The sequence below is a fragment of the Fulvivirga maritima genome, from assembly GCF_021389955.1.
Classification (GTDB): domain Bacteria; phylum Bacteroidota; class Bacteroidia; order Cytophagales; family Cyclobacteriaceae; genus Fulvivirga; species Fulvivirga maritima.
In genome coordinates, this window is the sequence record NZ_CP089980.1 from 3,933,781 (window position 1) to 3,960,024 (window position 26,244).

Consider the following 26,244-nt stretch of genomic DNA (forward strand, 5'->3'; position numbering starts at 1 on the left):
AATCGAATCTAGCAAATGTCAGCTCGATTATTTAATTACCACAAAAATTTTATCTTTATAAAAAATATAGATATTTGAATTAGGCAACGAGTATTAGCGAAGTTATATGGCGAAGAATTTAGTAATAGTAGAGTCACCAGCAAAAGCGAAAACAATAGAAGGCTATTTAGGTAAAGATTATAAGGTCACCTCCAGTTACGGACACGTGCGAGATCTGCCTAAAGGCGATAAGGCTATTGATAAGGAAAACGGTTTTAAACCTACTTATGAGATTACGGCCGATAAGAAGTCCGTTATTAAGGATTTAAAGAAATTAGCTAAGGATTCAGAGACAATCTTCCTGGCGAGTGATGATGACCGCGAAGGAGAAGCCATTTCTTGGCATTTAAAAGAGGCTCTTAATCTTGATGATGCCAGAACCAGAAGGATTGTTTTTAGAGAGATTACTAAAAATGCCATAGAAAACGCTATTAAGACGCCTAGAGGTATTGATATAGATTTGGTAAATGCTCAGCAGGCTCGTAGGGTGCTGGATAGACTGGTGGGGTTTGAGCTTTCGCCGATATTATGGAAAAAGATTAAAACAGGGCTTTCTGCCGGTAGAGTACAGTCAGTAGCTGTAAGGCTGGTAGTAGAAAGGGAGCGTGAAATAGACAAGTTTGAGCCTAAATCAAGCTTTAGAATTACTGCCATTTTTGATCTGGGAAATAAGAAAGAGCTACATGCTGATCTTGCCCATAGATTTGATACAGAAGAAGAAGCTACTGCATTTTTAGAAGCCTGCAAAGATGCTGAGTTCTCTATTACTGATCTGCAGAAAAAGCCTTCTAAGAAATCTCCTGCGCCGCCATTTACGACTTCTACATTACAGCAGGAAGCCAGTAGAAAGCTGGGCTTTTCTGTTTCTCAAACCATGACCATAGCTCAGAAACTATATGAGTCTGGTATGATATCTTATATGAGAACGGACTCAGTAAACTTATCAGACGAGGCCGTAAACGGGGCTGTGGCTGAAATAAAAGCTGACTTTGGAGAGAAATACGTTAAAGTAAGAAAATATAAAACCAAATCATCATCTGCACAAGAGGCTCACGAAGCTATAAGACCTACTAACTTTGCAGTTTTAAAACCATCTGTAGATAGAAATGGCCTTCGTTTATATGAGTTGATTTGGAAAAGAGCCATCGCCTCTCAAATGGCCGATGCTGAAATAGAAAAAACAACCGCCACTATCGGTATTTCTACCGTTCCGCAGCATCTTACTGCTACTGGCGAGGTGGTGAAATTTGATGGATTTCTTTCTGTATACCTAGAATCTACTGATGATGAGGACGATGCAGAAGACCAAAAAGGAATGTTGCCTCCGTTAGAGATAGGTCAGCAGCTGACATTGGATGAAATGAAAGCCAGACAAGGCTTTAGCAGACCTCCTGCCAGATATACTGAAGCCAGCCTGGTGAAAAAATTAGAAGAAATGGGCATTGGTAGACCATCTACTTATGCACCTACCATTTCTACTGTTCAGAAGAGAAACTATGTAGTTAAAGAATTTAGAGAAGGAAAAGAGAGAGAGTATTCGGTAGTGAGGCTTAAAAATAAAGAGATTAAGTCTACTAAGCTTACAGAGATAACTGGTACAGAAAAGAATAAGCTTTTCCCTACTAATATGGCTATGGTAGTTACTGATTTTCTGGTAGATCATTTTCCTAATGTTACTAACTATAGCTTTACGGCAGAAGTAGAAAAGCTTTTTGATGAGATAGCTCAAGGCAAGAAGGAATGGGATAAAATGATCGAAGATTTTTATTCTGAGTTCCATTCTAAGGTGGAAAATACTGAGAATATAGAGCGTTCATCAGTGCCGACATCCAGAGAACTGGGGGTAGATCCTAAAACAGGTAAAAAAGTAATTGCTCGATTAGGAAGGTTTGGTCCTTTGGCTCAATTAGGGGATGATGAAGAAGAAAAACCACAATATGCCAGCCTCCGAAGTGGGCAGTTTATAGAAAGCATCACTCTTGAAGAAGCTTTAGAACTGTTCAAACTACCAAGAGATTTAGGTGAGTTTGAGGAGAAACCCGTACAGGCTAACATTGGTAGATTTGGCCCGTATGTAAGGCATGATAATAAATTTGTCTCTATACCTAAAGACGAAGATCCTTACACGATAGAACTAGACAGAGCTATAGAGCTCATTAAAGCCAAAAGAGAGGCAGATGCTAACAAATTCATTAAATCATTTGAAGAGAATGAAGATGTACAGGTGCTAAACGGAAGGTTTGGTCCTTATATTAAAATCGGCCGTAAAAATGTTAAAATCCCTAAAGACAAAGATCCTAAGGAGCTTACGCTGGAAGAATGCCTGGAGTTAGCAGAGAAGGCACCAGCCAAAAAAGGGAGGGCTAAGAAAAAGTCAAAATAAAATATGTCTTCCAAGCCAAAGGTAGTAGTACTGACCGGTGCCGGCATTAGTGCTGAGAGTGGCATTCCTACTTTTAGGGATGCCGATGGATTATGGGAGGGGCATGATGTTATGGAAGTGGCCTCTCCTCAGGGATGGAAAAAGAACCGAGAGCTGGTATTGGATTTTTACAACCAAAGGCGAAAGGCAGCACTTCATGTTCAGCCCAATGAGGGGCATGCTGCTCTGGTGCGCATGGAAGAACATTTTGATGTAACCGTTATTACCCAAAATATTGATAACCTTCACGAAAAAGCTGGCTCTTCTAAAGTCATTCATTTGCATGGTCAGCTTTTTCAATCACGCAGTACATTAGATGAAAACCTTGTTTATGATATGGATCACTGGGAGCTTAAAATCGGTGATAAATGTGAAAGAGGTTCCCAGCTAAGGCCTAACGTAGTTTGGTTTGGCGAAATGGTGCCTATGATGGAGGTTGCAGCCAAAGAAACTTATGAGGCAGATTTTTTTATTGTAGTAGGCACTTCCCTATATGTTTACCCCGCTGCGGGCCTATTAGATCTGGTTGATGATGATATCCCCAAGTTTATAGTTGATCGTAAGATTCCAACAGTACAACAAAAACCTAATTTATTTCTATTTGAAGAATTGGCCAGCTCTGGAGTGGAGCGAGTGCGCAAACAGCTTATTTCTCAATACCTTTAGTTTATTTTATAGTAAGTTTTTTTTTATTAATATTGGAGTTTTTCTTGATTAATAGGAAAAAATCTAGTAATATCATTAAACCAACTAACCAACCTACTCAACCTAAACTAACATTAATAAGCTGTTAAATTTACTTTCAAGTTTTTATGAGAAAGTTTCCCAAGTTTATAGAAACTACGGACAGAGAAATATTGGATATAGACCAATATCGTAAGGGCAGATTTAAGATTCTTACAAATAATGGATTAATCATTTATGATATCCATGATGGGCAATTTTACAAACGCGTAACTTCCGAAGAAGAAAAGAAGGATGTGGAGGTGGCTTTAGAGATCAAACCCCGGTTTCCTGATTTATACAGAGACTGGCTTGCGAGCTACCGGCATAGATATCCGCATGAAGATAACTAATTGGCAAGTTTGTTAAGAAAACGTCTGTACTTCTTAGTGTCATAATTTCTCATTCCTACTTCTTTAGCCACCAATTCACCTTCTGGTGAAATGATTAATGTGGTAGGGATGGAACTAGGCCTATATATTTCAGGTATATGTCCGCCCATAGGGGTGTATGCAGGAAAGGTGTATCCAAAATGTTTTAGGTAGCTTTTTACTCTGTTTTCAGAGTCTAAGGCTAGCATTACAAAGGCTACATCAGTGCTGTCAGTAAAATCTTTATATAAGCTTTCTATTCCTGGCATCTCTGCTTTGCATGGCGGGCACCACGTAGCCCACATATTGATGAAAATGACTTTTCCTTTTAGCTCAGAAAGGTGCAGGGTATCGCCTTGCGTAGATTTTAAGGTAAGGTTATAATCAATTTTTTCTTTGGTCACATATTCGGTGTCAGCATCAAAAGCGCCGGTAAGCAAGAGGCCTTTTTGGAGAAATACAGCTACATCTTTATACCATCCGGTGAAATATAGTACACCGATAATAATTATCATCAAAAGCCATTCGCTGAGCTGTTTTTTCATATTATATAAACGTAAATTTGAACCAAAGTTACAGTGGTAAAGGCTAATCTATAACCTTAACATCTTTTTAACTAAAAGAATTTATATATAAAACATCTTGCTGACAAACGTAAATGCATGATGTGTATAACTTTTGACTGACAGGTCCTTCAGGTACACCAATATTTTATAAATTTGTCGGCTTCAAAATCGAATAACCTATAAACATTAACAATGGATAAGAATATCTCAATCATCGCTCAAGAGCTAGGAGTGAGTGAAAAGCAGGTGGTTTCAGTAGTTGATCTTCTTGATGAAGGGGCTACCGTACCTTTTATTTCCAGGTATAGAAAAGAAATGACCGGCAGCTTAGATGAAGTAGCTATTACTTCCATCAGAGACCGCGCAGAGCAGCTCAGAGATCTTGATAAAAGAAGAGAGGCTATCTTAAAATCTATAGAGAAACAAGAGAAGCTTACACCTGAGCTAGAGAAAGCCATTAATATGGCAGAAACTATGGCTGAGTTGGAAGATATCTATTTGCCATACAAGCCTAAAAGAAAAACCAGAGCTACTAAGGCTAAGGAAAAAGGATTGGAGCCGCTGGCAGAGCGTATTTTTAAACAGGAAGATTTTGATCTGGAGGCATTTGCTGCAGAATATGTGAGTGAAGAAAAAGAAGTGGCCAGCCCGGAAGAAGCCCTTCAAGGAGCCAGAGATATTATCGCAGAGTGGATCAACGAAGATCAGGAAGTGCGTAAGAGCATGCGTCAGTTATTTGAAAATGATGCTGTTATAGTTTCCAGAGTAATTAAAGGCAAAGAGCAAGAAGGACAGAAATATAAAGATTATTTCGAGTGGGATGAGCCTATTTCTAAAACGCCTAGTCATAGACTTTTGGCTATGAGAAGAGGAGAGAAGGAAATGATTCTTACCCTTGATATAGCTCCTGAGGATGATTCTGCACATCAGATCCTGAAAAAGAACTTTGTAGAAGGAAATAACGAGGCAAGTAAGCAGGTAGAGATGGCTGCTGAAGACTGTTATAAGAGGTTGCTGAAGCCTTCTATGGAAACAGAGATTCGCATTAACTCAAAAAATAAGGCTGATGAAGAGGCTATAAGAGTATTTTCAGATAACCTTCGTCAATTATTATTAGCGGCTCCTTTAGGTCAGAAGAATGTATTGGCTTTAGACCCTGGTTTTAGAACAGGGTGTAAAGTAGTGGTGATGAATAAGCAAGGTAAATTGCTTCATAACGACGCTATATTCCCTAACGAGCCTCAAAAAAGAGTGGCCGAGTCTGGTGCTTTAGTTAAATACTTGTGTGAGAAATATGATGTAGAAGCTATAGCCATTGGTAACGGTACTGCTAGTAGAGAAACTGAGAGCTTTGTGAAAGGCTTAGGTTTGCCAAAAAGCATTATGGTGATTATGGTAAATGAGAGTGGAGCTTCTGTGTATTCTGCTTCAGAAGTAGCAAGAGATGAGTTTCCTGATCATGATGTTACTGTAAGAGGAGCTGTATCTATTGGTAGAAGGTTAATGGATCCTCTGGCAGAGCTAGTAAAGATAGATCCAAAATCTATAGGAGTAGGACAGTATCAGCACGATGTAGATCAAAATGCGTTGAAGCATGGTCTTGATGATGTGGTAATGAGCTGTGTGAACTCAGTAGGAGTAGAGTTAAATACTGCAAGTAAAGAGCTTTTGAGCTATGTTTCTGGTTTAGGACCACAATTGGCAAAGTCTATTGTAGAGTTTAGGAATCAAAACGGTCCTTTCAAGAATAGAAAATCTTTGATTGATGTACCTCGTTTGGGAGCTAAGGCTTTTGAGCAGGCTGCTGGTTTCTTGAGAATTAGAGAAGCAGAAAATCCTCTTGATAGCTCTGCTGTTCACCCGGAGAGTTATCATATTGTAGAGAAGATGGCCAAAGATCTTGGTTGTGATGTTAAGGATTTGGTAAGTGATGTTACCCTGAGAAATAAAATAAACCTTAAGAGTTATGTTACCGAGCAGGTAGGACTTCCTACTTTAAATGATATCATGGGCGAGCTTACCAAACCTGGTAGAGATCCGCGTGATACTTTTGAGGTGTTTAACTTCCAGGAAGGCGTTAATAGTGTAGGAGACCTTAGAATAGGTATGGAGCTGCCGGGAATAGTAACTAACATTACCAATTTCGGGGCTTTTGTTGATATCGGTGTTCATCAGGATGGGTTGGTGCACGTGAGTCACTTATCAGACTCTTTTGTGAAAAACCCTGCTGAAGTGGTAACGGTGCAGCAGCAAGTAAAGGTTACGGTTATAGAGCTGGATCTTAATAGAAAAAGAATCGCATTATCTATGAAGAGTGATCCTTTTGGTAAGCAGCCTGCTAAGCCTAAGAGAAAAAGGCAGGAGAATATTCCTGATGGAGATTTTCAGGATAAGCTCAGTCAGCTGAAAGGCCTCTTTAAATAGGCGGATAGAAATATTAATACTATATTGGGATAAGTTTAATTGGTCAAAATATGAAAAAATCAATTTACTTATCCCTTTTTCTTTTATGCACCTTTTTTGAAACCCAAGCTCAAAAGGTGAAATATGATGATCTGTATGCTTTACTTAGCACTAAAAGGTATGAGGAGGCAGAGCCATTTCTGCGTACTTTTTTAGCTGACGATAAGAATTCAGATCATGCCAATGCTCATTTTCAAATGGCCATGTTATATGAGTATATTTCAGCCCAAAAAGATGTGCTCACAGAAACCGAAGGCCGACTAAATCTGCTTGATTCTGCCCTTTTATTTTACCAAAAAACTTTAAGCTTCCTTGATGATAAAGAGGTTCGCAAGCATGATGATTATTATCAGGCCTATGAGCGAAGAGATGTTCGTACGGGTAAAATTGGTATTAAGCTGGCGGATGTTCAATATGATATAGAAAAGAAAATAGAAGCAGTAAAAGAGCGGAAAGAGCATATTAATACTCTCTTGCAGTATTATAAGACTATGGAACGCCATTATCTTAATGCTCAAAAGGTCTATTCACGCCTAAGAAATGAGTATCCGGAAACTAAGTCACTGCTGTTACAGCAGCATGATAGCGTTTTGGTAAGTCTGAAGGAAATCAAGAAAAGCTTTGATGAGAGTGTTAAATATTTTGATTTATATAAAATTACATTGGGCAAGATAGGAGGTGTGCAATATGATCAATCATTAGTGCGGGTTCCTATTGATGATTATAAGAAGGATGGCACATCGGCAGCAGATTTTAAGGAAGAGAATATAAAAGTATGGGATTATACACAATGGACGGCTGATGTTAGTAAGGTCATTAAAGATGAAGTTATTCCATTAAAAGCTGAAATAATGAGTTTCAGTGAGCGCTTGGCTGCCTTAAATAAGAAGGTGACTGTAGACTCTGTTTCAGTGTCTGATCTGGTTATAACAATCAGTACGGAGTCACTTCAGAACAGACTGAATTCTATAGATAAGAAGGCGCTGCCAGTTGCTGTTTTTAATTATCAATTGACTGAGTTGCGATATTACTCGCAGTTACTAGATACGCGGGCTTATAGGGATTCTTTGAATGTCGCTTATCAATTGAAGGTAGTGGAACAAAGGAAAGATTTAACGGATAGCCTTGCTGTGTTAATTTCCTCTATAAATGATTTAAATATTGAAGAAGAAGCTGTTAATTATTATGATTGGGCAGTTAAAACTTATGAAAGTGTAAGTGTCCTAATTGATTATGTGGCTGCTCGTGCGGTATTTGCTAAATTGGAATATGAGAAGCAAAGCCGTCTATATGATAGCTTACTCTCTCGCTCAAAATGGCTTATTAGTGCTAATGATTCCATTCCATTATTCCTGTGGGAGGATTCACTGCAGCACGCTTATCACCCTAGAGTGGTAGCAGAAAATGTTACCGCAGGCCTTCATTTAAAAAAGGATAGGCTCGCGGGCTATTATGCTTTTATAGGTCAGGAAATGCAGGCTGATAATAAAGTGGTCATTGATCTGTCTGAAGCCTTTAAAACGGATTCTTTAAAGACTATAAAAGTGCTTAATGTAGCCGATGAAAGTGGTCAGGTCAACTTCGTTTTGTTTTACCAGCCGGAAGGTGATGCCTATATAGGTCAGGTAAGTAAAATGTATAAGGTAGATGGTCTTTCCTGGACCAAGAGTATTCGTCTGGAGGTAGAACCTCATCAACTGCTTTATAGTAATTCGGGTAATTTAGAAATTCTGAGTCAGAGTGAAGACGGTTCAGAGTTAATTACAACTCTGGATAAGAAGGGTAGTGAGGTAGAGTGATAAAATGAAGGCACCATTGGTGCCTTATTGTTTTAGTGTTTCAGGAGTTTATCCTATAAGTTTTTTCCAATCTTGGAATCTTACGTCTATTCTGTTTTTGATAGCTTCGTAATTGTCCCATGAATCGTTTACGTGATAAATAGAAGGTAATTTTTTTACAAGTACTTCATCGTAATCATTTTTAAAAAGGCCACCACCATAGTAATAGTAGGTAAACATATTTCCTGATTTGTTGAATAACTCATAACCTAAGTACCCATCCCATATTTCACTTAAGATAGTACAAGATATCTCTCTTCTCTTGAATCGGAAAATTTGCATTTCAGCTTCTTCTTCGAAGTATTCTGAATACAATTCATTTTCTATAACCCAACCCAGGTACATTCCAATATGTACATAAGCTTGTTCTATAGGCAGTGAGTCTGGGAAATTACCCAAAAAATGACTCTTAGCATTGTCATAAATGTTCTTTTGAATGTTCGCCTTCTTGTCGTTCGTCATATGAAATACTTATTTAAGTTTGTTCTTGTTTGAAATATAGCTAAATGGAATCGCCATGAAAAAATAGATATCCAAAAAGAATAGCTGAAATGATTCCGGCAAAGTCGGCAATTAAGCCTGCTGTAACGGCATACCTGGTTTTTTTTATGTTCACTGATCCAAAATAAACTGCTATAATGAAAAAAGTAGTTTCGGTTGCACCTCTTAATACGCTTGCGAGCTTTCCGGTAAACGAGTCTACCCCATAAGTTTCAATAGTTTCTAACATCATACCCCTGGCAGCACTGCCGCTTAAGGGCTTCATAAGTGCTGTGGGTAAAGCTTTTACAAAGTCTGTGTTCATGCCTGTAAGGCCAAATAAATATTCTAAACCAGCTAATAAATAATTCATAGCTCCACTGGCTCTGAATACTCCTATGGCTACCAAGATGGCTACCAGATATGGAATTATTTTAATTGATATCTGAAAACCCTCTTTTGCTCCATCTATAAAGGTCTCATAGATGTTGATCTTTTTCCTTATTCCGAGTACTATAAAGCCAATAATAATTGTAAATATAATAAAATTACTAGCTACTATGGAGATAGTGCTAACTTGTTCTTGAGGAATACTGGTAAAATAATAAATTAATGCTACTATAAATGCTGTGAAGCCTAATAAATAGGCCATAATTACTTTGTCCCAAAGATTAATTTTCTGATAAATAGCTACGGTGATTAGTCCTACCAGCGTACTGCAGAAGGTGGCTAATAAAATAGGAAGAAAAACATCAGTAGGGTTGGCAGCGCCCTGCACTGATCTATCGGCCAAAATGGTAAGAGGGATAATGGATAGCCCGCTTGTATTGAGTACCAGAAACATGATTTGGGCATTAGAGGCTACTTCTTTGTTAGGGTTTAACTCCTGAATTTCTTGCATTGCCTTTAGGCCAATAGGCATGGCGGCATTATCTAGCCCAAGCATGTTGGCAGAGAAGTTCATGATTATGGCACCTGTAGCAGGATGGTCTTTTGGTATGTCAGGGAAAAGTCTGCTGAAAAAAGGGCCTATTAGCTTAGATAGGATTTTAACCATTCCGCCTTTTTCTCCAATTTTCATGAGACCCAGCCATAAAGACATCACTCCTGTGAGGAAGATGGAGATTTCAAATCCCGTTTTAGCCATCTCAAAAGTAGAGTTTACAATTGATGGAAAGATCTCTGTGTCCTGAAAAAAGATAAGTCTAAAAAGTGCAATAACAAATGCAATAAGAAAAAAGGCAATCCAGAGGTAATTAAGAACCATAAAATATTATTTGAGCTAACGAAATTATCAACTTGGCTGAATAATACAACTTAATTTTTAATATCCCTTGAATAGTAAAGGGTAATAATTCCTTTTTCTGTCTATAAGTGCATGCAAAATGGTTACATAAATGTGTAATAATGAATTAATTAATGTTTAAAAATGATTTATATATTACATGATGTGCTTTCAGGTTTAAAGTCTTCTTTAATGTTATTTTAGTTGGTAATAGTACTGTTTCTGTAATGAGTTTTAGTCATGAAGAGGTTGGTTTTTTTGCTTCTAGTAGTGTTGCTAGGGGGTGAAGTGTGTGCTCAGGGCGTTCCATGAGGGGTTGAGGGTTCATATTTGCAAATGTGGTATGATGCTTCGGTTTTATCATACTCAAATAATTCGATCGTTGATTCTTGGGATGATAGGTCTGTAAATGCAAATAATATTACACAGGTAATATATGATTCAAGACCTTTATTTAAATCAAACTTAGATCCTAATTATTCATTTAATTCAGTTCGGTTTGATGGCGTAGATGACTATCTCAATATTGATGGTAGCGCCATTGAAAATACTAATTACACTGTAATAGCTGTAGCTGCCAGGCGGGCTAGTGGCAGAAATGTAATTATGGCCGGAAGCACCTCCGGATCTAATCAAAATTTCCATCCTTATTTTAATGGGAGCAGCTTGCATTTTCATCAATTGGGAAATGACTTTAATGCTGCTTATACCGGAGGAGCAGGTTCTGCTATAGATGCCACCTCTCCAGATTTCGGTGTTTTTGCGTTTCGTTTGTCATCATCTCAAAGAGATATACATCAAAATGGAGCGCAGATTGGAGCTAATGTTTCTGTTTCTAAGCTCACTTCATTTGCAGGTGCTGCCTTGGGGCGTTTTGAGGCTGAGAATGAATTTAGCCAGCTAGACTTAGCGGAACTCATAATTTATTCTGATGACCTTTCAGATTTGGAATTGATAATAGTTGAAAACTATTTGAGTTCGAAGTACGGGATCAATATGGATCAGAATGATTATTATATTGGTGGTTTAGCAGCCAATGGAAGCCACAGGATAGACGTGGCGGGTGTCGGAGTAAGGGCATCTGATGTGGTTGCTTCTAGTTCTTCTGCAGATATTACAGTTTCTATAGAGGGTAGTACTTCTAATTTTGAATTGTTATTTGGACATAATGATTTGACTAATCTTGTTTCTACCACTGATCTAGGAACTGGAGTAGATGAAAGGTGGAGCAGGACCTGGTTTCTTGATAAAACCGGAACAGGGGATATTACTATCAGTTTTGATTTTGAAGATGGCTTTTCTAATTATCCCAGTGGTAATTATGATAATTATGAGCTACTAAAATGGTCAGGAACCAGCTATGAAGTGGTTAATTTATCTGCCTCCTCAAAAAGGATTGTAGGTAGTGAAATGATATTTGAGCTGTCTGATTCAGATTTAACAGATGGCATTTATACTCTCGGAACGACCAATAGTGTGGAAAGTCCGGTGAGTGGTGCTTCTAACAGAACCTGGTATAGTTATGCTTCAGGTAATTGGAATGATCCTACTACATGGACCTTGGATGGGGCTGTAGTGCCGGACCAGGTGCCTGCTGCCGGAGGAGTGCCTTCTGCTTCAGATAACGTGGTCATTACATCGGGCAGAATGGTTACTATGGATGCAGACGCTGCAGCGGCCGGTAGTTTAGAGGTGACCGGAGAGCTTGATATTGACAATACCAGTGGGCATGAGTTTAAAACTATTGCAGGTCAAGGCACAGTTCATATTAGAGGGTATAATGAAGGTGGTAATATCGTTGATAATTTTCCTAACGGAGATGTAACGCTGTTTGCTGATAGTCTTTCAGGAGGTACTGTTAGGATTTATGGAGCAGGTGTAGAGCTGAATAATGACCGTGTGTTCAATGATGTAATAATTGACCTTAATTCAAGTTCTGATCATGCTGTATTAACTTCAGACTATAAAATCAATGGTGATTTATTAATTCAAAACGGTGATTTTCAGGTTAATAATGATTCTTCGCCTATTGCGCGTAGGGTGGAAGTATACCATAATCTTGAAGTCAGAAATTCAGGAGGCATTTCTGTGGGGCAAGGAAATACTATAGGATCATTTTCCATACCCGGAGACATGCCCGCTTTGGGAGAATATCATAATATATTTCACCAATTAGTCTTATATGGCGATTTTACAAATGAAGGATCAGCCCGATTTACCAACCTATCTGCTCCTTTGTATAATCAGTTTGCAACTAACGGTGCGGTTACGGTCACCTTTAAAGGGAGTCATGATAATGATACGTACCTCGCCGGAGTTACTGATTTCTATAACTTAATTGTAGATAAAGGGACGGATAAAACTTATGAATTAGAAATTAATGCTACTCAAGCATCTAATTTTCAACTGTATGGTCCTAATAATGTTGGAGGCCGTGTAGGAGGTGAGTTTACTCATGATAATCCTGAAATTAGAAAAGCTCTATTCATTAAAAATGGTACTTTAAAACTAGCTGGTAAGGTAAATATACCTACGCTTACAGAAGGGGCTGAAGCAGGAGGCAGTGGTGATTATTTTATAGGAAGTAAAGGTGCTTTATGGATTGCGGGAGAAGATGTTTCTGTCTATTCTACGGCTAGTAATGTTTCGCAAGTACCATCTGGAGCCGTTGGGCTTTCCACAGGATCAGGTAATCAAGCCATGTCTGTTTATGGACAATTAAGAATTTCATATGGCTTTTTAGGAACCAGAAATAGTGCAGGTATTGTGTTTTGGAATGCACAAAGTGGAGAAGTGCAAATAGATGGAGGCACGGTAAATGTTTCTCAGATAAGATCTACTGACGGTGGCTCAGGCAATAGCTCATATATCCAAAACGGAGGAGAAGTGTATGTGAGAGGTAATTCTACTGAGCCTGGTGAAGTAAGCGCAGATTATGGATTATTCAGTATTCATTTACCAGAAAGTGTGTTTAAAATGACTGGTGGGCATTTGTATGTATCAGGAGCAAGAGCGCTGGCAGATCATACAGGTGATGCTTCAGGCCAGTATCATGGTGGTGGCTTATTTATTAATTCAGCAGAAGGGCGTTATGAAGTGTCTGGTGGTACCGTGCACCTCGTTAATAACACTAATAATAATTTTGTGATATCCTGTAGTATACCGCTTTGGAATGTAGAGATGAGCAAGCAAGGAGGATCTGCAACACAGGTAGACTTGCAGGAGGCTACTTCTGGTAGTGCGGTGGCTGGTCAATATACAACTATCAATAATCCCGTGTTACGAGTGCTCAATGATCTGACTATCAGAAGTGGAGTAGAGTTTGATCATAATGGTTATAATGTAGAGGTGGGCAGTGATTTAATGATTGAAAATGGAGCTTCCTATATATATAATGAGAGCAAAAGGAATACCTTAACTATTAATGGAACGGATAATTCTCTTATTTTTTTGTTAAATATTGATGGTGGAGGAGCAGCTTCAGATCAGCAGCTTTTTTATAACCTGATTATAGATAAGCCTCATGGTAAGGTGGTGAGCTTAGCTTCGGGTAAAACGGGCAGTGAATATAACGGCTATAATAATAATCTTTTCAGAGTTAATGGTGAAGCCTTTAAAGTGCTAAGTGGCACTTTAGATCAAGGTAGACATAGTATTCTGGTGAATTGTGATACGCTGGTTAATTATGATGTGCTTACCGTTTATAATAGAGAAAATGCTACGCCTGATTCTCAATTTAATGGTAATAATGATCAGTTAAAAATGGCTGCTAATCAGGGTACTCCTACTGATATAGTGGTGCTTACTGCTGACACTGCCATGATAGGGAATTTGAAATTTTACATGGTGGATAATATAGTTACGCTTAATAGTGACTTGTATATTCAATATTTAGAATATTCTAATGGTCGCCTAAATATTGAGGATAATAACCTTAAGATTGATTATCTGGATGAGTCAAAGTCTTTTACCCGAGGTGGATCTTCAGTAAGAGATATGATAGTTGCCAATGGAGCGGATTCTGATGGCGGAATATCAATGTATATCCATAGAAATGGCACTTTTAAATATCATTTTGGTCAGGGCTTAACCAATAGTGAACCCGGTTCTCGTTACGTGCCTGCAGAGGTAAGTATTAGTAATTTCAATGATGATGGGTACATCACCATTCGTCCGGTAGATAAAATTTTAAGTACTACACAAAATCAGGGAGACGTCTTGTCTTATTATTGGAAGGTAGATTATTTTGGGTTTAGTACACTGCCTACAGTAAGTTATACTTTTAAATATTATGATCAGGATCTTGATGGCTCTGCTAACGAGGCTTTTTTTGTAGCAGGAAAAGTATTAGATGACACTCCTTTTACCAGAAATTATGAAGATGACAATATTCCTGAAAATGAAGGGGTTAATACTTCAAATAATCGTATAGTGTTTAACGGGCCTTTAGATAATGGTTTTACACTTGAGAATGCCAGTTATACTGCAGGTGAAAATACCCGCTTTGTTGGAGCACCGGAAGTGTTTTATAATACTAATGTGGGGGTAAGAAACTGGAATGATGGCACTAAGTGGACTACTAATGCCAATGGCTCAGATGATGGAGTGAATGATTATCCTCAGGCAGGAGATATTGCTATTATTCAAAATTACGGTCAGAGTAATGATCGAGGCTGGGTGAATGCTAACATTGATATTCAGGTAGCTAAGTTGATATTTGATCGATCAAACGGCGGTTTTGGCCCTCGATTGCGCATGACTAATAGAACGGCTACCCATGATTTAGGTATCGTTTCAGGAGGAGGTACACTTTATTTTGCAGTTCGTGCTTCGCAAGTGCCTACTATCACATCCAATACTGATTTAGGGTTGTTTAATCAAAATGAGTATGCATATTTCCTTTTTGATATTGATGCTGATAACCAGGTAGTTGATATGCTGGCCGATATAGAGGAATATCCTAATGTGCGAATTGAAAGTGGAAATGGAAATAATGATGATGACAATCGAATTTTAATAACTTCTCAGCCTATTGTAATTAATGGCTTTTTACGAATGGACAGGTCTTGCCGCTTCAGAGCTAATCATGATGTTACAATAAAGAAAGACCTACGTATAACCTGGCAAGAAAACCGCTGTACTTTTGAAATAGGAGATGTGAGAGAGGTTACTGTTACCATAGAGGGAGATTTAAGACTGGAAGATGGTAATGGGAATGATAACTCTCGACTGCTTGTGAAAAATGACAGCCAGCAGGGCTTTGAGCATATCATTCGAGTAGGTGGAAATGTGGAAATAGAATCAGTCAATTCAAGTTCATCAGCGTTTGATTTATACAATGGTGATGCTCCTAATAACAATGCCATCTTAGAGTTTTTTAATGAGGGAAGTGTTTCCTTTTCAAATGCCTCTTCAATTACTCCAGAGTTGTATCGGGTAAAGGTGAATAAAGCCAGTGTGCAGGATTCTGTTACTATGGAGGCTAACTTTGTTTTGAATGGACCTACTAGTGGTGCAGGTGTAAAAAACGCATTGGAGCTTACACAAGGTACTTTTGTGGTTGATCATCCTGATATTGAACTGGATTTAAACACTGGTGATGACAATTTTGAGATCCCTGCAGTAGCTACTTTACAAATCAATAATGGGCTAGCGCAAGTGAGCGGAGATGATACCGGCATATTGCTAGATGGTGGCCTTGTAATAAATGGAGGTGCCTTGAATATGGATACGGGGCTAGGTAATGGCAATAATTATATTGAATATTCCGCATCAGGTAATGCTATTATCAAAGTTGTGAGTGGTAGCATGATAGTGGGTGGTCAGGTTCGTAGATCATTAATAGCTACTACAGGAGTTTTGAAATATGAGCAAAGTGGTGGTGATGTATTACTGGGTACTCGTAACCCTGTTAATGGAACAAGAGGGGTGCTGGAAGTGCTGAATACAGGAAGTAGATTTGAGTATACCGGAGGTTCTCTCACGCTAGTCAGACAAAATTCATCATCGCCAGCTGTGGCTGCTTTAAATTTACAGCCTACTAATTTTTCAGTGAGTCAAACCCTTTTTGTTGGAAATGCAAATACACCGGCAAATCAAAATGACTTTGGTATTAACCCTGATTATGCATTAGAAAACTAAAAGTTTAGAAAATCCTTCGATAATTGTGTAAAAAGATCGATTTTGATGAGGTATAAAAATCACCAGAATGGTTACTCAAAATATAGGGTCTTTACCCATTGAATATTCCTCCAAGCCAGTGACACCCTTTGGAGGGATGAGTTTAATGAAACGATTTATCGATCAGGTAGGGATACGAGAAAAATTAGCCGAACTGGCACTTCCATCTCCTGGTTCTAACCGAGGGTATGACCCCAAGCAAATCGTAGAGAGTTTTTGGCTGAGTATCTGGACAGGGGCTAGTAGATACATCCATTGTGACTGGTTGAGATATGATACTGTTTTACAGTCAATTTTTGGATGGGATGGTATGCCTAGCCAAAGTACCTACAGTCGTTTTTTTGGAAAATTCTCTCAATCCCTAAACAACGAAGTATTTCCAGAGCTTCAACAATGGTTCTTTGACCAGCTCCGTTTAGGAGCACTCACCATTGATTTTGATAGTACTGTGATCACTCGATATGGAGATCAACAAGGGAGTAGTAAAGGTTATAACCCCAACAAAAGAGGGAGAAATTCACATCACCCCTTGATGGCCTTTGTGAGTCAAACCAGAATGGTGGCCAATGCATGGCTCAGGCCAGGCAACACAGCGGCCAGTAGTAGTTGCAGGGAGTTCATGGAAGAAACCTTTAAGCACGCCTTGGCAGGACAAAAAGTAGGTCTGGTAAGGGCCGATAGTGGTTTTTACAACGAAGAAATCATGTCATATCTAGATGAAGAACTCCTCAATTACATTATGGCTGTACGCATGTACCCCAATGTAAAAAGCGAAGTTTGGGGGCTTAAAGATTGGGTCAAACTGGCAAAGGGAATAGAGCTGAACGAGATGGTTTTCAGTCATGAAAACGGTAAGCCAAGACGATACATTATTGTAAAAAAGCAAGTTGACATCAGGCCACATGCAGGAGGCAAGGAACTTTTTGAAGATCAGCCTGGCTATCGATATAGTTGCTATGTGACCAATATGGATTTACCTCTGGATCAGATTTGGAACATGTACAACACCCGCGCCGATTGTGAGAACAGAATTAAGGAATTGAAACAAGATTTTGGGCTTGAAAATTTTTGTTTACAAGATTTTTGGGCAACAGAAGCCTCCTTTCGCTTTATCATGGTGGCTTACAATTTGATGAGTTTATTCAGGCATTTTGCGTTGAACCATCATCGAAAAGCAACCCTATCAACCCTCAGATCCTATTGCTTTGCATTAGGAGCCTGGACAGCAAACCATGCTAATAAAAAGGTTCTAAAAATCTCATTACCCTCCAAAAGAAGACCCTGGATGGAGGGAATATTCTTGAACATATCGTCTACTAGTCCTCCTTTTGATTATTCTAATGAATAATCCGGGATTAATGCTAATATTCCATTGGCAGGATTGCGTATTAGTGGCAATAATGCCCCTGTAGCTTATATCAGAGTCAATCCTTTAGTGTTATCAGGAGACTTGTTTATTGAAAATGGAGCTTCACTTAATGCTAATGGTATAGATTTAACCTTGCAAGCTGATTTTGTTAATAACGGAACTTATATACCGGCCGCTAATACTACCATTTTCAGATCATCACAAGCGCAAAGTTTAAGTGGTACTGGCTTATTTAACTTTTTTGATTTTACTAAGCAAGGAACGGGTGCTCTTACCATTGAAGAAGATATTGCCATCAATAATCTGTTTAGGTTAGAAGAAGGAATATTACAAGATTCAGGTAACAATATCTCTCTCTATGGAGATGCTATCATAGATGCTACTCACCAAAGTGGTGATGGTAATGGACTTGTATTTCTTGGCGGCGATCAACAAAGGTTACAGCGGACTATGGCTGGCACCAGTGATTTAGGAGTGGTTACGATAAACAATGCGCAAGGGGTAATTATTCCTGAGGGTAATGGTTATAATTTTAATGTTAATAACCAGTTGAGAATGCAGTCAGGTGTATTCAATATCGGTAGTTCATTAATTACTGTAGGTCAAAATGCTGATATTGCTCCTGTTACTCCATTTTCAGTGACTAATATGATAAGAACCAATAGTTCTTTTGCTGATAATGGAGTTAGGAAAGTTTTTCCGGCAGGTTATAATTCTACCTTTATTTATCCGATAGGTGAATCTAAATATACGCCGGTTACTCTTGATTTTTCAGGATCAGGCTATAATAGTGGCAACTCACTAGGTAGTATAACGGCGAAACCAGCCAATGAATATCACCCGGCAATAGACGAGGGTATTGATTATTTCGCTTCAGGAGATATCAATAATGTACTTCAATATTATTGGACGCTAAGAGCTGACAATCTTAATAATTTTAAGGGAGTAGCTTTATTTCAATATGATGAAGCGGATGTTGCCGTAGCTGAAGCAGGTTACTCTGAAGAAGACTATTTGGCAGCTCAAATATTATATGATAACAATCCGAATAATAATATTAATAAGTTCACTACCTCAGAGGTGAACCATGTTTCTAACATAATCACTTTTGCTCTTGATGGCGGAGGTGCAGGAATTACTAATTCAGGTATTTCTGGTGATTACTTTGCAGGAATTGATAATGCTATTCCTGATAATATTGCCACTTATATTTCGCAGACAGATGGCGATGTAAATCAGGAAATTTATGACCAATTAGTACCAGGAGGAGGTGCGCCTCAAGGAGCTATTCTAATAGTAGATATTAATGATAAGGTAGTCTTTAATCTGGATAATATCAATTTATATAAAACCGAAATTAGAGAAGGCGCTACTCTTACAATAGATGAAACGCTGGGGCATAGACTGGGCATAATAACGGGCACAGGTACGTTGAAATTAGTCAGTAATGGTAATAGTGTTTCGTTGCCAGCAGGTGATTATAGTGAGTTTTTCTCTTGTAGTGGAGGGGAGTTAGAGTATGCCGGAAGTGGTAATTATTATATCTTGGGAGGTATAAACAACGTCAGAAAATTGTCATTAACCGGCGGTGGACAAAGGAGATTTCCTAATAATGATATCACTGTTTGCGAAGATTTTTTGGTGGATGGCCCACAAGTAAACTACGTAAATGGAAGAACGTTTACTGTGAATAATGAAATGCTGATTACAGCCGGTACTGTACGTGCTCCAAGCGGGAACTCAGGTAGGTTTACGGTATTGGGTAATACCATAATCTCTGGCGGAGGCTTCCGTGGTGCTAGCAGTGGCCGATCTAGTTTTGTGGGTAATCTCACTATTGATGGTGGTGATTTTAACGTGGGCTCCACTAATTATAGAGTGCTTTTATACAGAAACTTATCGTACTCTTCAGGTAGTTTTAATGCAGGTATTGGTAGTGCACAGTTAGTACTGAGTTCTAGCTCAGTATATAACTACACTAATCATATTTATGGAGACTTTACAGGCTTAAGAAGCTTCTATAACCTTAGTGTAGATAAAGACAATAGAGGCGGCGGCGTAGCGCTTCATAATGATATTCAAATAAGTAATACGCTCACTTTGACTGATGGAGTGGTAGAGACGAATGGTCATTCGGTTTCATTTAATGCAGAAACCACCGTGACGCCAGCAGCAGGAAATGAGAATTCTTATATAGATGGGAAGGTGATCAAGCCGATCTCTTCTGCAGGGCAGGGGTTTACTTTTCCATTAGGTAATAGTGGTGAATGGAGACCTGCCAGGGTGCTCAACGTTTCTGAGGGCGGAAGAAGCTGGGGAGCTGAATATTTCTCAAGAAATCCTCTGTGGGATTCCCGAATTACAAATTTAGAACCTACAAATTCTGAAATTAAAATAGTGAGTAATGCAGAATATTGGGTCATATCAGATGGAACGGTTGCTTCTACAGGGGTGACTGCAAGTGTAGGACTCAGTTGGGGACTTCTAAGCGATGTTTCTTTTTCATCTTCAGAAAGGGAGGAGTTAGAAGTGTTAATGTGGAATGAGAATATAGAATCATGGGATAACTATGGAGGAGGTTCTTTCAGTAGTGGCCATACTCAGTCTTTTGGAACTTTTGTATCTACATCTCCAATGTCTTTCTCTGAGCATGTATTTACTTTGGGCTCAGGAGATGAGGCCAATCCATTACCTATTTCTTTAGAGTCGTTCACAGGAGAAAATGATGATTTAGTGAATCATTTATATTGGACTACGCTATCAGAAACTAATAATGATTATTTTGAAATACAAAGATCTGTTGATGGTGTCAACTTTGAAACGATCACTATTATTTCAGGAGCCGGTACCTCTGCAGAATCTATTTCTTATAATTATACAGATGCCACGCCTGGTTTTGGTGTAAATTATTACAGGCTAAAACAGGTTGATTTTGATGGTACCAGCACTATTGCTCCGCAGATAGTAAGATTGGAGCTGCATAATAGAGCAAGTGAAATTAATGTAGTGGTTTACCCTAACCCTGCTAAGTCAGAAAACCTTAATTTACGGATTATTACAGGTTTTGAAGCGCCTGCTTATGTTAAAATGTATGACCTTTTTGGAAGAGTGTGTTATGAGCGGGTTTTTCAGTATTACGAACTGAATGAAGATATTAGACTTGGTATAACCGAGTCAATCAGCTCCGGAATTTATGTGATTACTATAGAGCAAGGAGGGGTAAGAATAGACAAAAAAGTGATGATCTCAGATAAGTAGAGATCATCACCAATTGATTAAATTCAGGGTATGGCAAGCTGTAAGTCCTGCGGTTTCTGTTCTTAAAGTACTAGGCCCTAAGCTGACCATTTTAAAATTGTTTTCAAGGGCAGTTTGTAGCTCTTCTTTGCTGAAGTCGCCTTCAGGGCCTATAAGTGCACAATAGCTAGTGTTTTTAGAGGCTGATGCGTGTAATATAGATTCATTGCTCTTATCCACATAGGCTATGAATTTCTCTTCCTGCAGTGGTTGAGAGATGAATTCCTCAAAAGGAATAAGCTCATTGATTTTTGGTAAGTATAATTGGCCAGACTGCTTAATAGCACTTACAGCCTTTTTTAATAACCTGTCAACCTTCAGCACCCTTCGTTCAGAGTTTTGGCTAAGGATAAAGCTCACCTCTTGAACGCCTATTTCTACTACTTTTTCAATAAACCACTCCATGCGATCCATATTTTTAGTAGGGGAGATGGCTATATGAATATAATGAGCAGGAGGCGCTTCATTTAAAGTTTCCTTAATGCTAAACTCACATTTTTTATGATTAGCATTAGTGATAACTGCCGTGTACTTATTGCCGGCACCATCAATAATTTCAATTTGATCACCATTGGAGTGTCTTAACACCTTTATGCAGTGCCTGGATTCTTCTTCATCAAGGAAGTGATCTCCTTTGGCTATGTCAGGTTGATAAAATAGGGGCATTTAAGCGTATTTAGTTTGTAATTCTTTTACCAGCTCTATATAAGATTTTTCAGCTTCTTCAGAAGACATGCCTTTTAGCTCTGCCCATGCATCATGCTTGGCTATGGCTTTGAAATCAAAGCCTCCTGGGCGCTCGCCGGTATTATCTCCTTCTGAGGCCTGTTTGTAAAGAGCGTACAGTTTAAGTAGTTCTTCGTTAGAAGGTCTTTTGGTTAGTTCTTTAGATGCTTTTACGGCATTTTGAAAGTCGGTATTCATGAGGTATAGATTTTGGTTTAAACGAAAAAAGAGGCTTTGTTACAAGCCCCTTTTTAAATATTATTTGTCTTACGTTGGCTTATCTTTTATCTGCTTCAACGTAAGGTCTGAGGTTTTCACCTACATATATCTGTCTTGGTCGACCGATAGGCTCTCCGTTTTCTCTCATTTCTTTCCACTGAGCGATCCATCCTGGTAAACGTCCAAGAGCAAACATTACTGTAAACATATTTTCAGGTATGCCTAATGCTCTGTATATAATACCAGAATAGAAGTCTACGTTAGGGTAAAGCTTTCTCTCTACGAAGTAATCATCATTAAGAGCTACCTCTTCAAGACCTTTAGCAATTTCTAATACAGGATCGTTAACTCCCAGTTTACTCAATACATCATCAGCGGCCTTTTTGATTATCTTAGCTCTAGGATCAAAGTTTTTATATACCCTGTGGCCGAATCCGAATAGTCTGAATGGATCATCTTTATCCTTCGCTTTAGCCATCCATTTTTTGGTATCTCCGCCATCTTCTTTAATGTTCTCTAACATTTTGATAACAGCTGCATTAGCTCCACCATGAAGAGGTCCCCAAAGCGCATTAATACCAGCAGCGATAGATGAATACAGGCTGGCATGTGAGCTACCTACAATTCTTACAGTACTTGTAGAGCAGTTTTGCTCATGATCAGCATGCAGAATAAGTAACTTGTCTAAAGCATTTGCTATTACAGGATCTTCTTCATATCTCTCATGAGGTAGTCTAAACATCATTTGTAAGAAGTTAGAGCAATACCCGAATTTATTGTCAGGATAATTTACAGGGTGGCTCATTTGGTGTTTATAAGCCCATGCTGCGAAGGTTGGCAATTTAGCCAATAGCCTGATAATATTTAAGTCAATGGCTTCTTCTGATCTGTTAGGATTTAACGACTCAGGGTAGAAAGCTGTAAGAGAGGTTACTAAAGAAGATAAAACGCCCATTGGATGCGCGCTTGCCGGGAAGCCTTCAAGTATTTTGTTAGTGCTTTCAGGTACCAGCGTGTGATGTTTAATTTCGTTTTGGAATGTTGCAAGTTCTTCCTGAGATGGAAGCTCACCATATATTAGAAGATAAGCTACTTCAATAAAACTCGATTTTTCCGCCAAATCTTCAATAGAGTAACCTCTATATCTTAAAATTCCTTTTTCGCCATCGAGAAAGGTAATAGCGCTTTTTGTAGAACCTGTGTTTTTGAAACCTCTATCTAAGGTTATGATTCCACTTTCGCTTCTTAACTTTCCAATGTCAATTCCCTGTTCACCTTCTGTACCTTCGGTAAGAGGCAACTGAAAGGAATCGTTTCCAATTTTTAATTCAGCCGTCTTTGACATATTTATCTTCTGTTTATAGTCTTTTTTTTGAAAAATAGACCGTGAAATTAATTAAAAAAAGATTTAAATAAAAACTCCAAAATTTATCTATTTGTTGCTTTAAATCGACTTTAAATCAGCTTATAGCCTAATTTTATGTTGTAATTAGGTTTTTATGAGCTATGCAATCGATAGTTCAAATCATATGTACTTGATTTTCAGTCTCTCAAGTATTAAACTCTTGTGGCTGCCTTTTGTTACACAAAAAAGGAGTTTTATCAGTATATGAACTGTTTTTTAACATAGCTTAACAAAATTTATTTGTCTTAAAAAGACAAAATGCTAGTTGTCATATAAATCACAGTTCGTTATCTCATCATCTGGCAGCATTTTGTAGCCTAATTCACTTGCTTTCTTCCAACTTTCACAAGCCTTTTCTTTATAGCCAAGGTGCTTCAGACATTCTCCCTTCTTAGCATAGTAGTTGCCTGCTTTAGCATTTATTTCTATAGCATGCTCATAGTCAGTTATAGCCATGTCATACTTTGCCAGCTGTTGATATGTTTTGCCTCGTTTGAAATATATGCTATCATCTTCAGCCTTTTTCATAGCGGCAATGTTGTACATAAATATGGCTTCATCATACCTCTTCAAAGCAAAAAGCTCATCACCTTTATATATGTAATACATAAAAAAGGAGGGACGTAATTTGATAAGTTCGTTAATGGCCGCTAATGCTTGTTCCTGGTGATCTGTGGCGTCCAGTTTTAAATATCTATAGTATTGGAACTTTTCATGTAGTGATTGTAGTTCTATACTCATGTCTGGAAGAGACTGTAGTTTGAAATGGCCGGTTTCATGAGGAGCCGTTCCAGTGAGCACATAGAAATACGCAGCAGTATCCTGAGGATGCTGTGAGATATAACGATAAAAAAAAGTTTTAGCACTGTCCAGTTTTCCGGTTCCCTGGAAGGCAAAAGCAGTATATATATAGGAGTTGTTTATAGAGGCTGATCTATTCGCATGTTGTAAGTCATGGAGAGCATTTTCATATTCTCCTTGCTTCAGGTATGCTATGCCTCTCTGGTAAAAAGCTTCAGAAAAATTTGAGTCGAGTTGGATACTGCGTGAAAAAGCTTCGATAGCCATTTCAGAATTATTTGAAAGAAATTGATGGCCTTTTGATAAAAAATGCTGTGCATTTATATCATTTTGCGCATTTAGTGTGTTATATAAGGTGAGGAGAAATGTGAGGGCAATAATATGCCATTTACAAGCTGAATACTTAAGCATTGTAAAGATCTGTTTAGGTGTGAGAGCTGTTATAAAATGTTAAAATAGCATTTAATTAAAATATTTCTAAGCTGTTTAACAAAAAATTCGTATTATGCGAAGTTTCCCGTAAGAAGGGGGTTTTTGAATGCAAAAATATAAAATTATTTTGGTATTCTGCTACCCTAAATTTAAATAATAATTAGAATATGGGAACGAAATGACAATTTATTTGTTATTAATGGTTGTATATAAAAAAGGACGTAAATATATTAGGATTAAGGAGAATGAGACAACTTAAGATTACACAGTCTATTACCAACAGGGATAGCAGAACCCTGGAAAAGTACTTTAATGAAATATCTAAGGATGAGTTACTCACACCTGAAGAAGAGGTAGATTTAGCGCAGAGGATTAGAGAAGGTGATGAGGCTGCTTTAGAAAAGCTGGTGAAGGCCAACTTAAGGTTTGTGGTTTCAGTTGCAAAGCAATATCATTACTCTAATAAAATACCTTTGAATGATCTTATTAACGAAGGTAACTTAGGTTTGGTAAAGGCTGCTAAGAGATTTGATGAAAAGAGGGGATTTAAGTTTATTTCTTATGCTGTATGGTGGATCAGACAATCAATTATTCAGGCATTGGCTGAGCACTCAAGAATTGTAAGAATACCTTCTAATAAAATAGGTGCTCTTTCTAAAATAGATCAGGCTTCTTCTTTATTGGAGCAACAATTTGAGCGTGAACCAACCGATGAAGAATTAGCAGAATTGCTAGATATGTCTATCGATGAGGTGAGAACAACTGTTCGCTCTCAAACAAAACAAGTTTCTATTGATAAGCCGTTTTCAGAAGATGAAGGTAGTTCTTTATTAGATGTAATGGAAGATGAAGATAGTAACGAAGTTGATAACATCGTTTATAGTGATTCTTTAAGAAGAGAGGTTACAAGACTGTTATCTACACTTACTGAAAGAGAGAGAATAGTGATTAGCCAATATTTTGGGCTAAGCGAAAACACAAGCCTTTCTCTTGAAGATATTGGTGAGAACTTAGGACTTACTCGTGAAAGAGTTAGACAAATAAAAGAAAAGGCACTTAGAAAATTATCTAAGAATCCTAAAAACGAATTATTAAAGCCTTACCTGGCTAACTAATTTGTCTTTTTAAAAAATTATAGAAAGCTGATTCGGATTCCGGATCAGCTTTTTTTTTATCCTATCAGTGCGAAGTACTTGTGTCTGTTTTCAATAATTACCCAAGCTTCTATAATTACTAACACTAATGTAATGGGTAAAGCCGAAGTATCAGTAACGGTATTGAATAGCAGAATGCCGCTTAATACAGGCAAAATAACTAGTGCTCCAAGAGCTCTTAATTTAGGAATAATAAAAAGTATTCCGCCGATTATTTCTGCAATGGCAATTAATGGCATTAACCAACTGATTTGCATCATCGCGGTCATGGTGCTTACCACTGCTTCAGGCATATCTTCGGGCATGGGCATGTAATTGAAAAACTTATTAAGGCCGGCGTTAATAAACATAAGGCCAAATAGTAGAGATACTACAAAGAGTATTTTTGCTTTCATTACTTATAAGGTTTAGTCTTAATTAAGATAATGAAAGTGCAATTATATAGCTATAGGGAGCTGTTGATTTATTTTTGGA

The 26,244-nt window shown here is 38.1% G+C and carries 17 protein-coding genes; 9 read left to right on the plus strand and 8 right to left on the minus strand.

From position 1 onward, the window contains the following. The first annotated feature begins 106 nt into the window (after nt 1-106). The 3 genes from topA (at nt 107) to LVD15_RS16695 (ending at nt 3,537) form a co-directional block, all read left to right on the plus strand. Nucleotides 107-2,422, plus strand: a complete 2,316-nt coding sequence (gene topA / locus LVD15_RS16685; RefSeq protein ID WP_233776357.1) for a type I DNA topoisomerase — start codon at nt 107-109, stop codon at nt 2,420-2,422. A gap of 3 nt (nt 2,423-2,425) precedes the next feature. Then, the gene (locus LVD15_RS16690) at nt 2,426-3,127 is read left to right on the plus strand and encodes an SIR2 family NAD-dependent protein deacylase (RefSeq protein WP_233776358.1); all 702 of its coding nucleotides are present in this window, start codon (nt 2,426-2,428) and stop codon (nt 3,125-3,127) included. Nucleotides 3,128-3,273: 146 nt separating this feature from the next. After that, nucleotides 3,274-3,537 carry a hypothetical protein gene (locus LVD15_RS16695; RefSeq protein ID WP_233776359.1) on the plus strand — a complete coding sequence of 88 codons (264 nt, stop codon included), beginning with the start codon at nt 3,274-3,276 and terminating at the stop codon, nt 3,535-3,537. Here LVD15_RS16695 and LVD15_RS16700 read toward each other — a convergent pair. Next, entirely contained in the window at nt 3,534-4,100 is a 567-nt protein-coding gene (locus tag LVD15_RS16700) for a TlpA family protein disulfide reductase (RefSeq protein ID WP_233776360.1), read from the minus strand. The two genes, LVD15_RS16695 and LVD15_RS16700, sit on opposite strands and share 4 nt — an antisense overlap. A gap of 213 nt (nt 4,101-4,313) precedes the next feature. Between LVD15_RS16700 and LVD15_RS16705 the strand changes: the two genes are divergently transcribed. After that, the gene (locus LVD15_RS16705; protein WP_233776361.1) at nt 4,314-6,545 is read left to right on the plus strand and encodes a Tex family protein; all 2,232 of its coding nucleotides are present in this window, start codon (nt 4,314-4,316) and stop codon (nt 6,543-6,545) included. 50 nt (nt 6,546-6,595) lie between these two features. Further along, the gene (locus LVD15_RS16710) at nt 6,596-8,383 is read left to right on the plus strand and encodes a hypothetical protein (protein WP_233776363.1); all 1,788 of its coding nucleotides are present in this window, start codon (nt 6,596-6,598) and stop codon (nt 8,381-8,383) included. Nucleotides 8,384-8,431: 48 nt separating this feature from the next. Here LVD15_RS16710 and LVD15_RS16715 read toward each other — a convergent pair whose 3' ends face one another. After that, a complete protein-coding gene (locus LVD15_RS16715; protein ID WP_233776365.1) occupies nt 8,432-8,884 on the minus strand; it encodes a DUF7832 domain-containing protein in 453 nt (150 codons plus the stop codon). 40 nt (nt 8,885-8,924) lie between these two features. Further along, the gene (locus LVD15_RS16720) at nt 8,925-10,169 is read right to left on the minus strand and encodes a spore maturation protein (protein WP_233776366.1); all 1,245 of its coding nucleotides are present in this window, start codon (nt 10,167-10,169) and stop codon (nt 8,925-8,927) included. Between the two features lie 354 nt (nt 10,170-10,523). Here LVD15_RS16720 and LVD15_RS16725 point away from each other — a divergent pair, with 354 nt between their 5' ends. From LVD15_RS16725 to LVD15_RS16735, 3 genes are all read left to right on the plus strand, one after another. Beyond that, complete coding sequence (locus tag LVD15_RS16725; RefSeq protein WP_233776367.1) at nt 10,524-16,328, plus strand: G8 domain-containing protein; 5,805 nt, start codon at nt 10,524-10,526, stop codon at nt 16,326-16,328. A gap of 67 nt (nt 16,329-16,395) precedes the next feature. Further along, nucleotides 16,396-17,715, plus strand: coding sequence for an IS1380 family transposase (locus LVD15_RS16730; protein WP_233776077.1), 1,320 nt, complete (start codon nt 16,396-16,398; stop codon nt 17,713-17,715). A gap of 24 nt (nt 17,716-17,739) precedes the next feature. Continuing rightward, on the plus strand, nt 17,740-20,994 hold the full coding sequence (locus LVD15_RS16735; RefSeq protein ID WP_233776368.1) for a T9SS type A sorting domain-containing protein: 3,255 nt from the start codon (nt 17,740-17,742) through the stop codon (nt 20,992-20,994). 6 nt (nt 20,995-21,000) lie between these two features. Here LVD15_RS16735 and LVD15_RS16740 read toward each other — a convergent pair whose 3' ends face one another. From LVD15_RS16740 to LVD15_RS16755, 4 genes are all read right to left on the minus strand, one after another. Further along, entirely contained in the window at nt 21,001-21,699 is a 699-nt protein-coding gene (locus LVD15_RS16740) for a 16S rRNA (uracil(1498)-N(3))-methyltransferase (protein WP_233776369.1), read from the minus strand. Further along, nucleotides 21,700-21,957 carry an acyl-CoA-binding protein gene (locus tag LVD15_RS16745; RefSeq protein WP_233776370.1) on the minus strand — a complete coding sequence of 86 codons (258 nt, stop codon included), beginning with the start codon at nt 21,955-21,957 and terminating at the stop codon, nt 21,700-21,702. Between the two features lie 79 nt (nt 21,958-22,036). After that, complete coding sequence (locus LVD15_RS16750; RefSeq protein ID WP_233776371.1) at nt 22,037-23,323, minus strand: citrate synthase; 1,287 nt, start codon at nt 23,321-23,323, stop codon at nt 22,037-22,039. Between the two features lie 321 nt (nt 23,324-23,644). Next, complete coding sequence (locus LVD15_RS16755) at nt 23,645-24,595, minus strand: tetratricopeptide repeat protein (protein WP_233776372.1); 951 nt, start codon at nt 24,593-24,595, stop codon at nt 23,645-23,647. A gap of 266 nt (nt 24,596-24,861) precedes the next feature. Between LVD15_RS16755 and LVD15_RS16760 the strand changes: the two genes are divergently transcribed. Continuing rightward, nucleotides 24,862-25,731 carry a sigma-70 family RNA polymerase sigma factor gene (locus tag LVD15_RS16760; RefSeq protein WP_202242854.1) on the plus strand — a complete coding sequence of 290 codons (870 nt, stop codon included), beginning with the start codon at nt 24,862-24,864 and terminating at the stop codon, nt 25,729-25,731. Nucleotides 25,732-25,787: 56 nt separating this feature from the next. Here LVD15_RS16760 and LVD15_RS16765 read toward each other — a convergent pair whose 3' ends face one another. Further along, nucleotides 25,788-26,165 (minus strand): DoxX family membrane protein, encoded by a 378-nt coding sequence (locus tag LVD15_RS16765; RefSeq protein ID WP_233776373.1) that lies wholly within the window; start codon nt 26,163-26,165, stop codon nt 25,788-25,790. Nucleotides 26,166-26,244 lie beyond the last annotated feature (79 nt).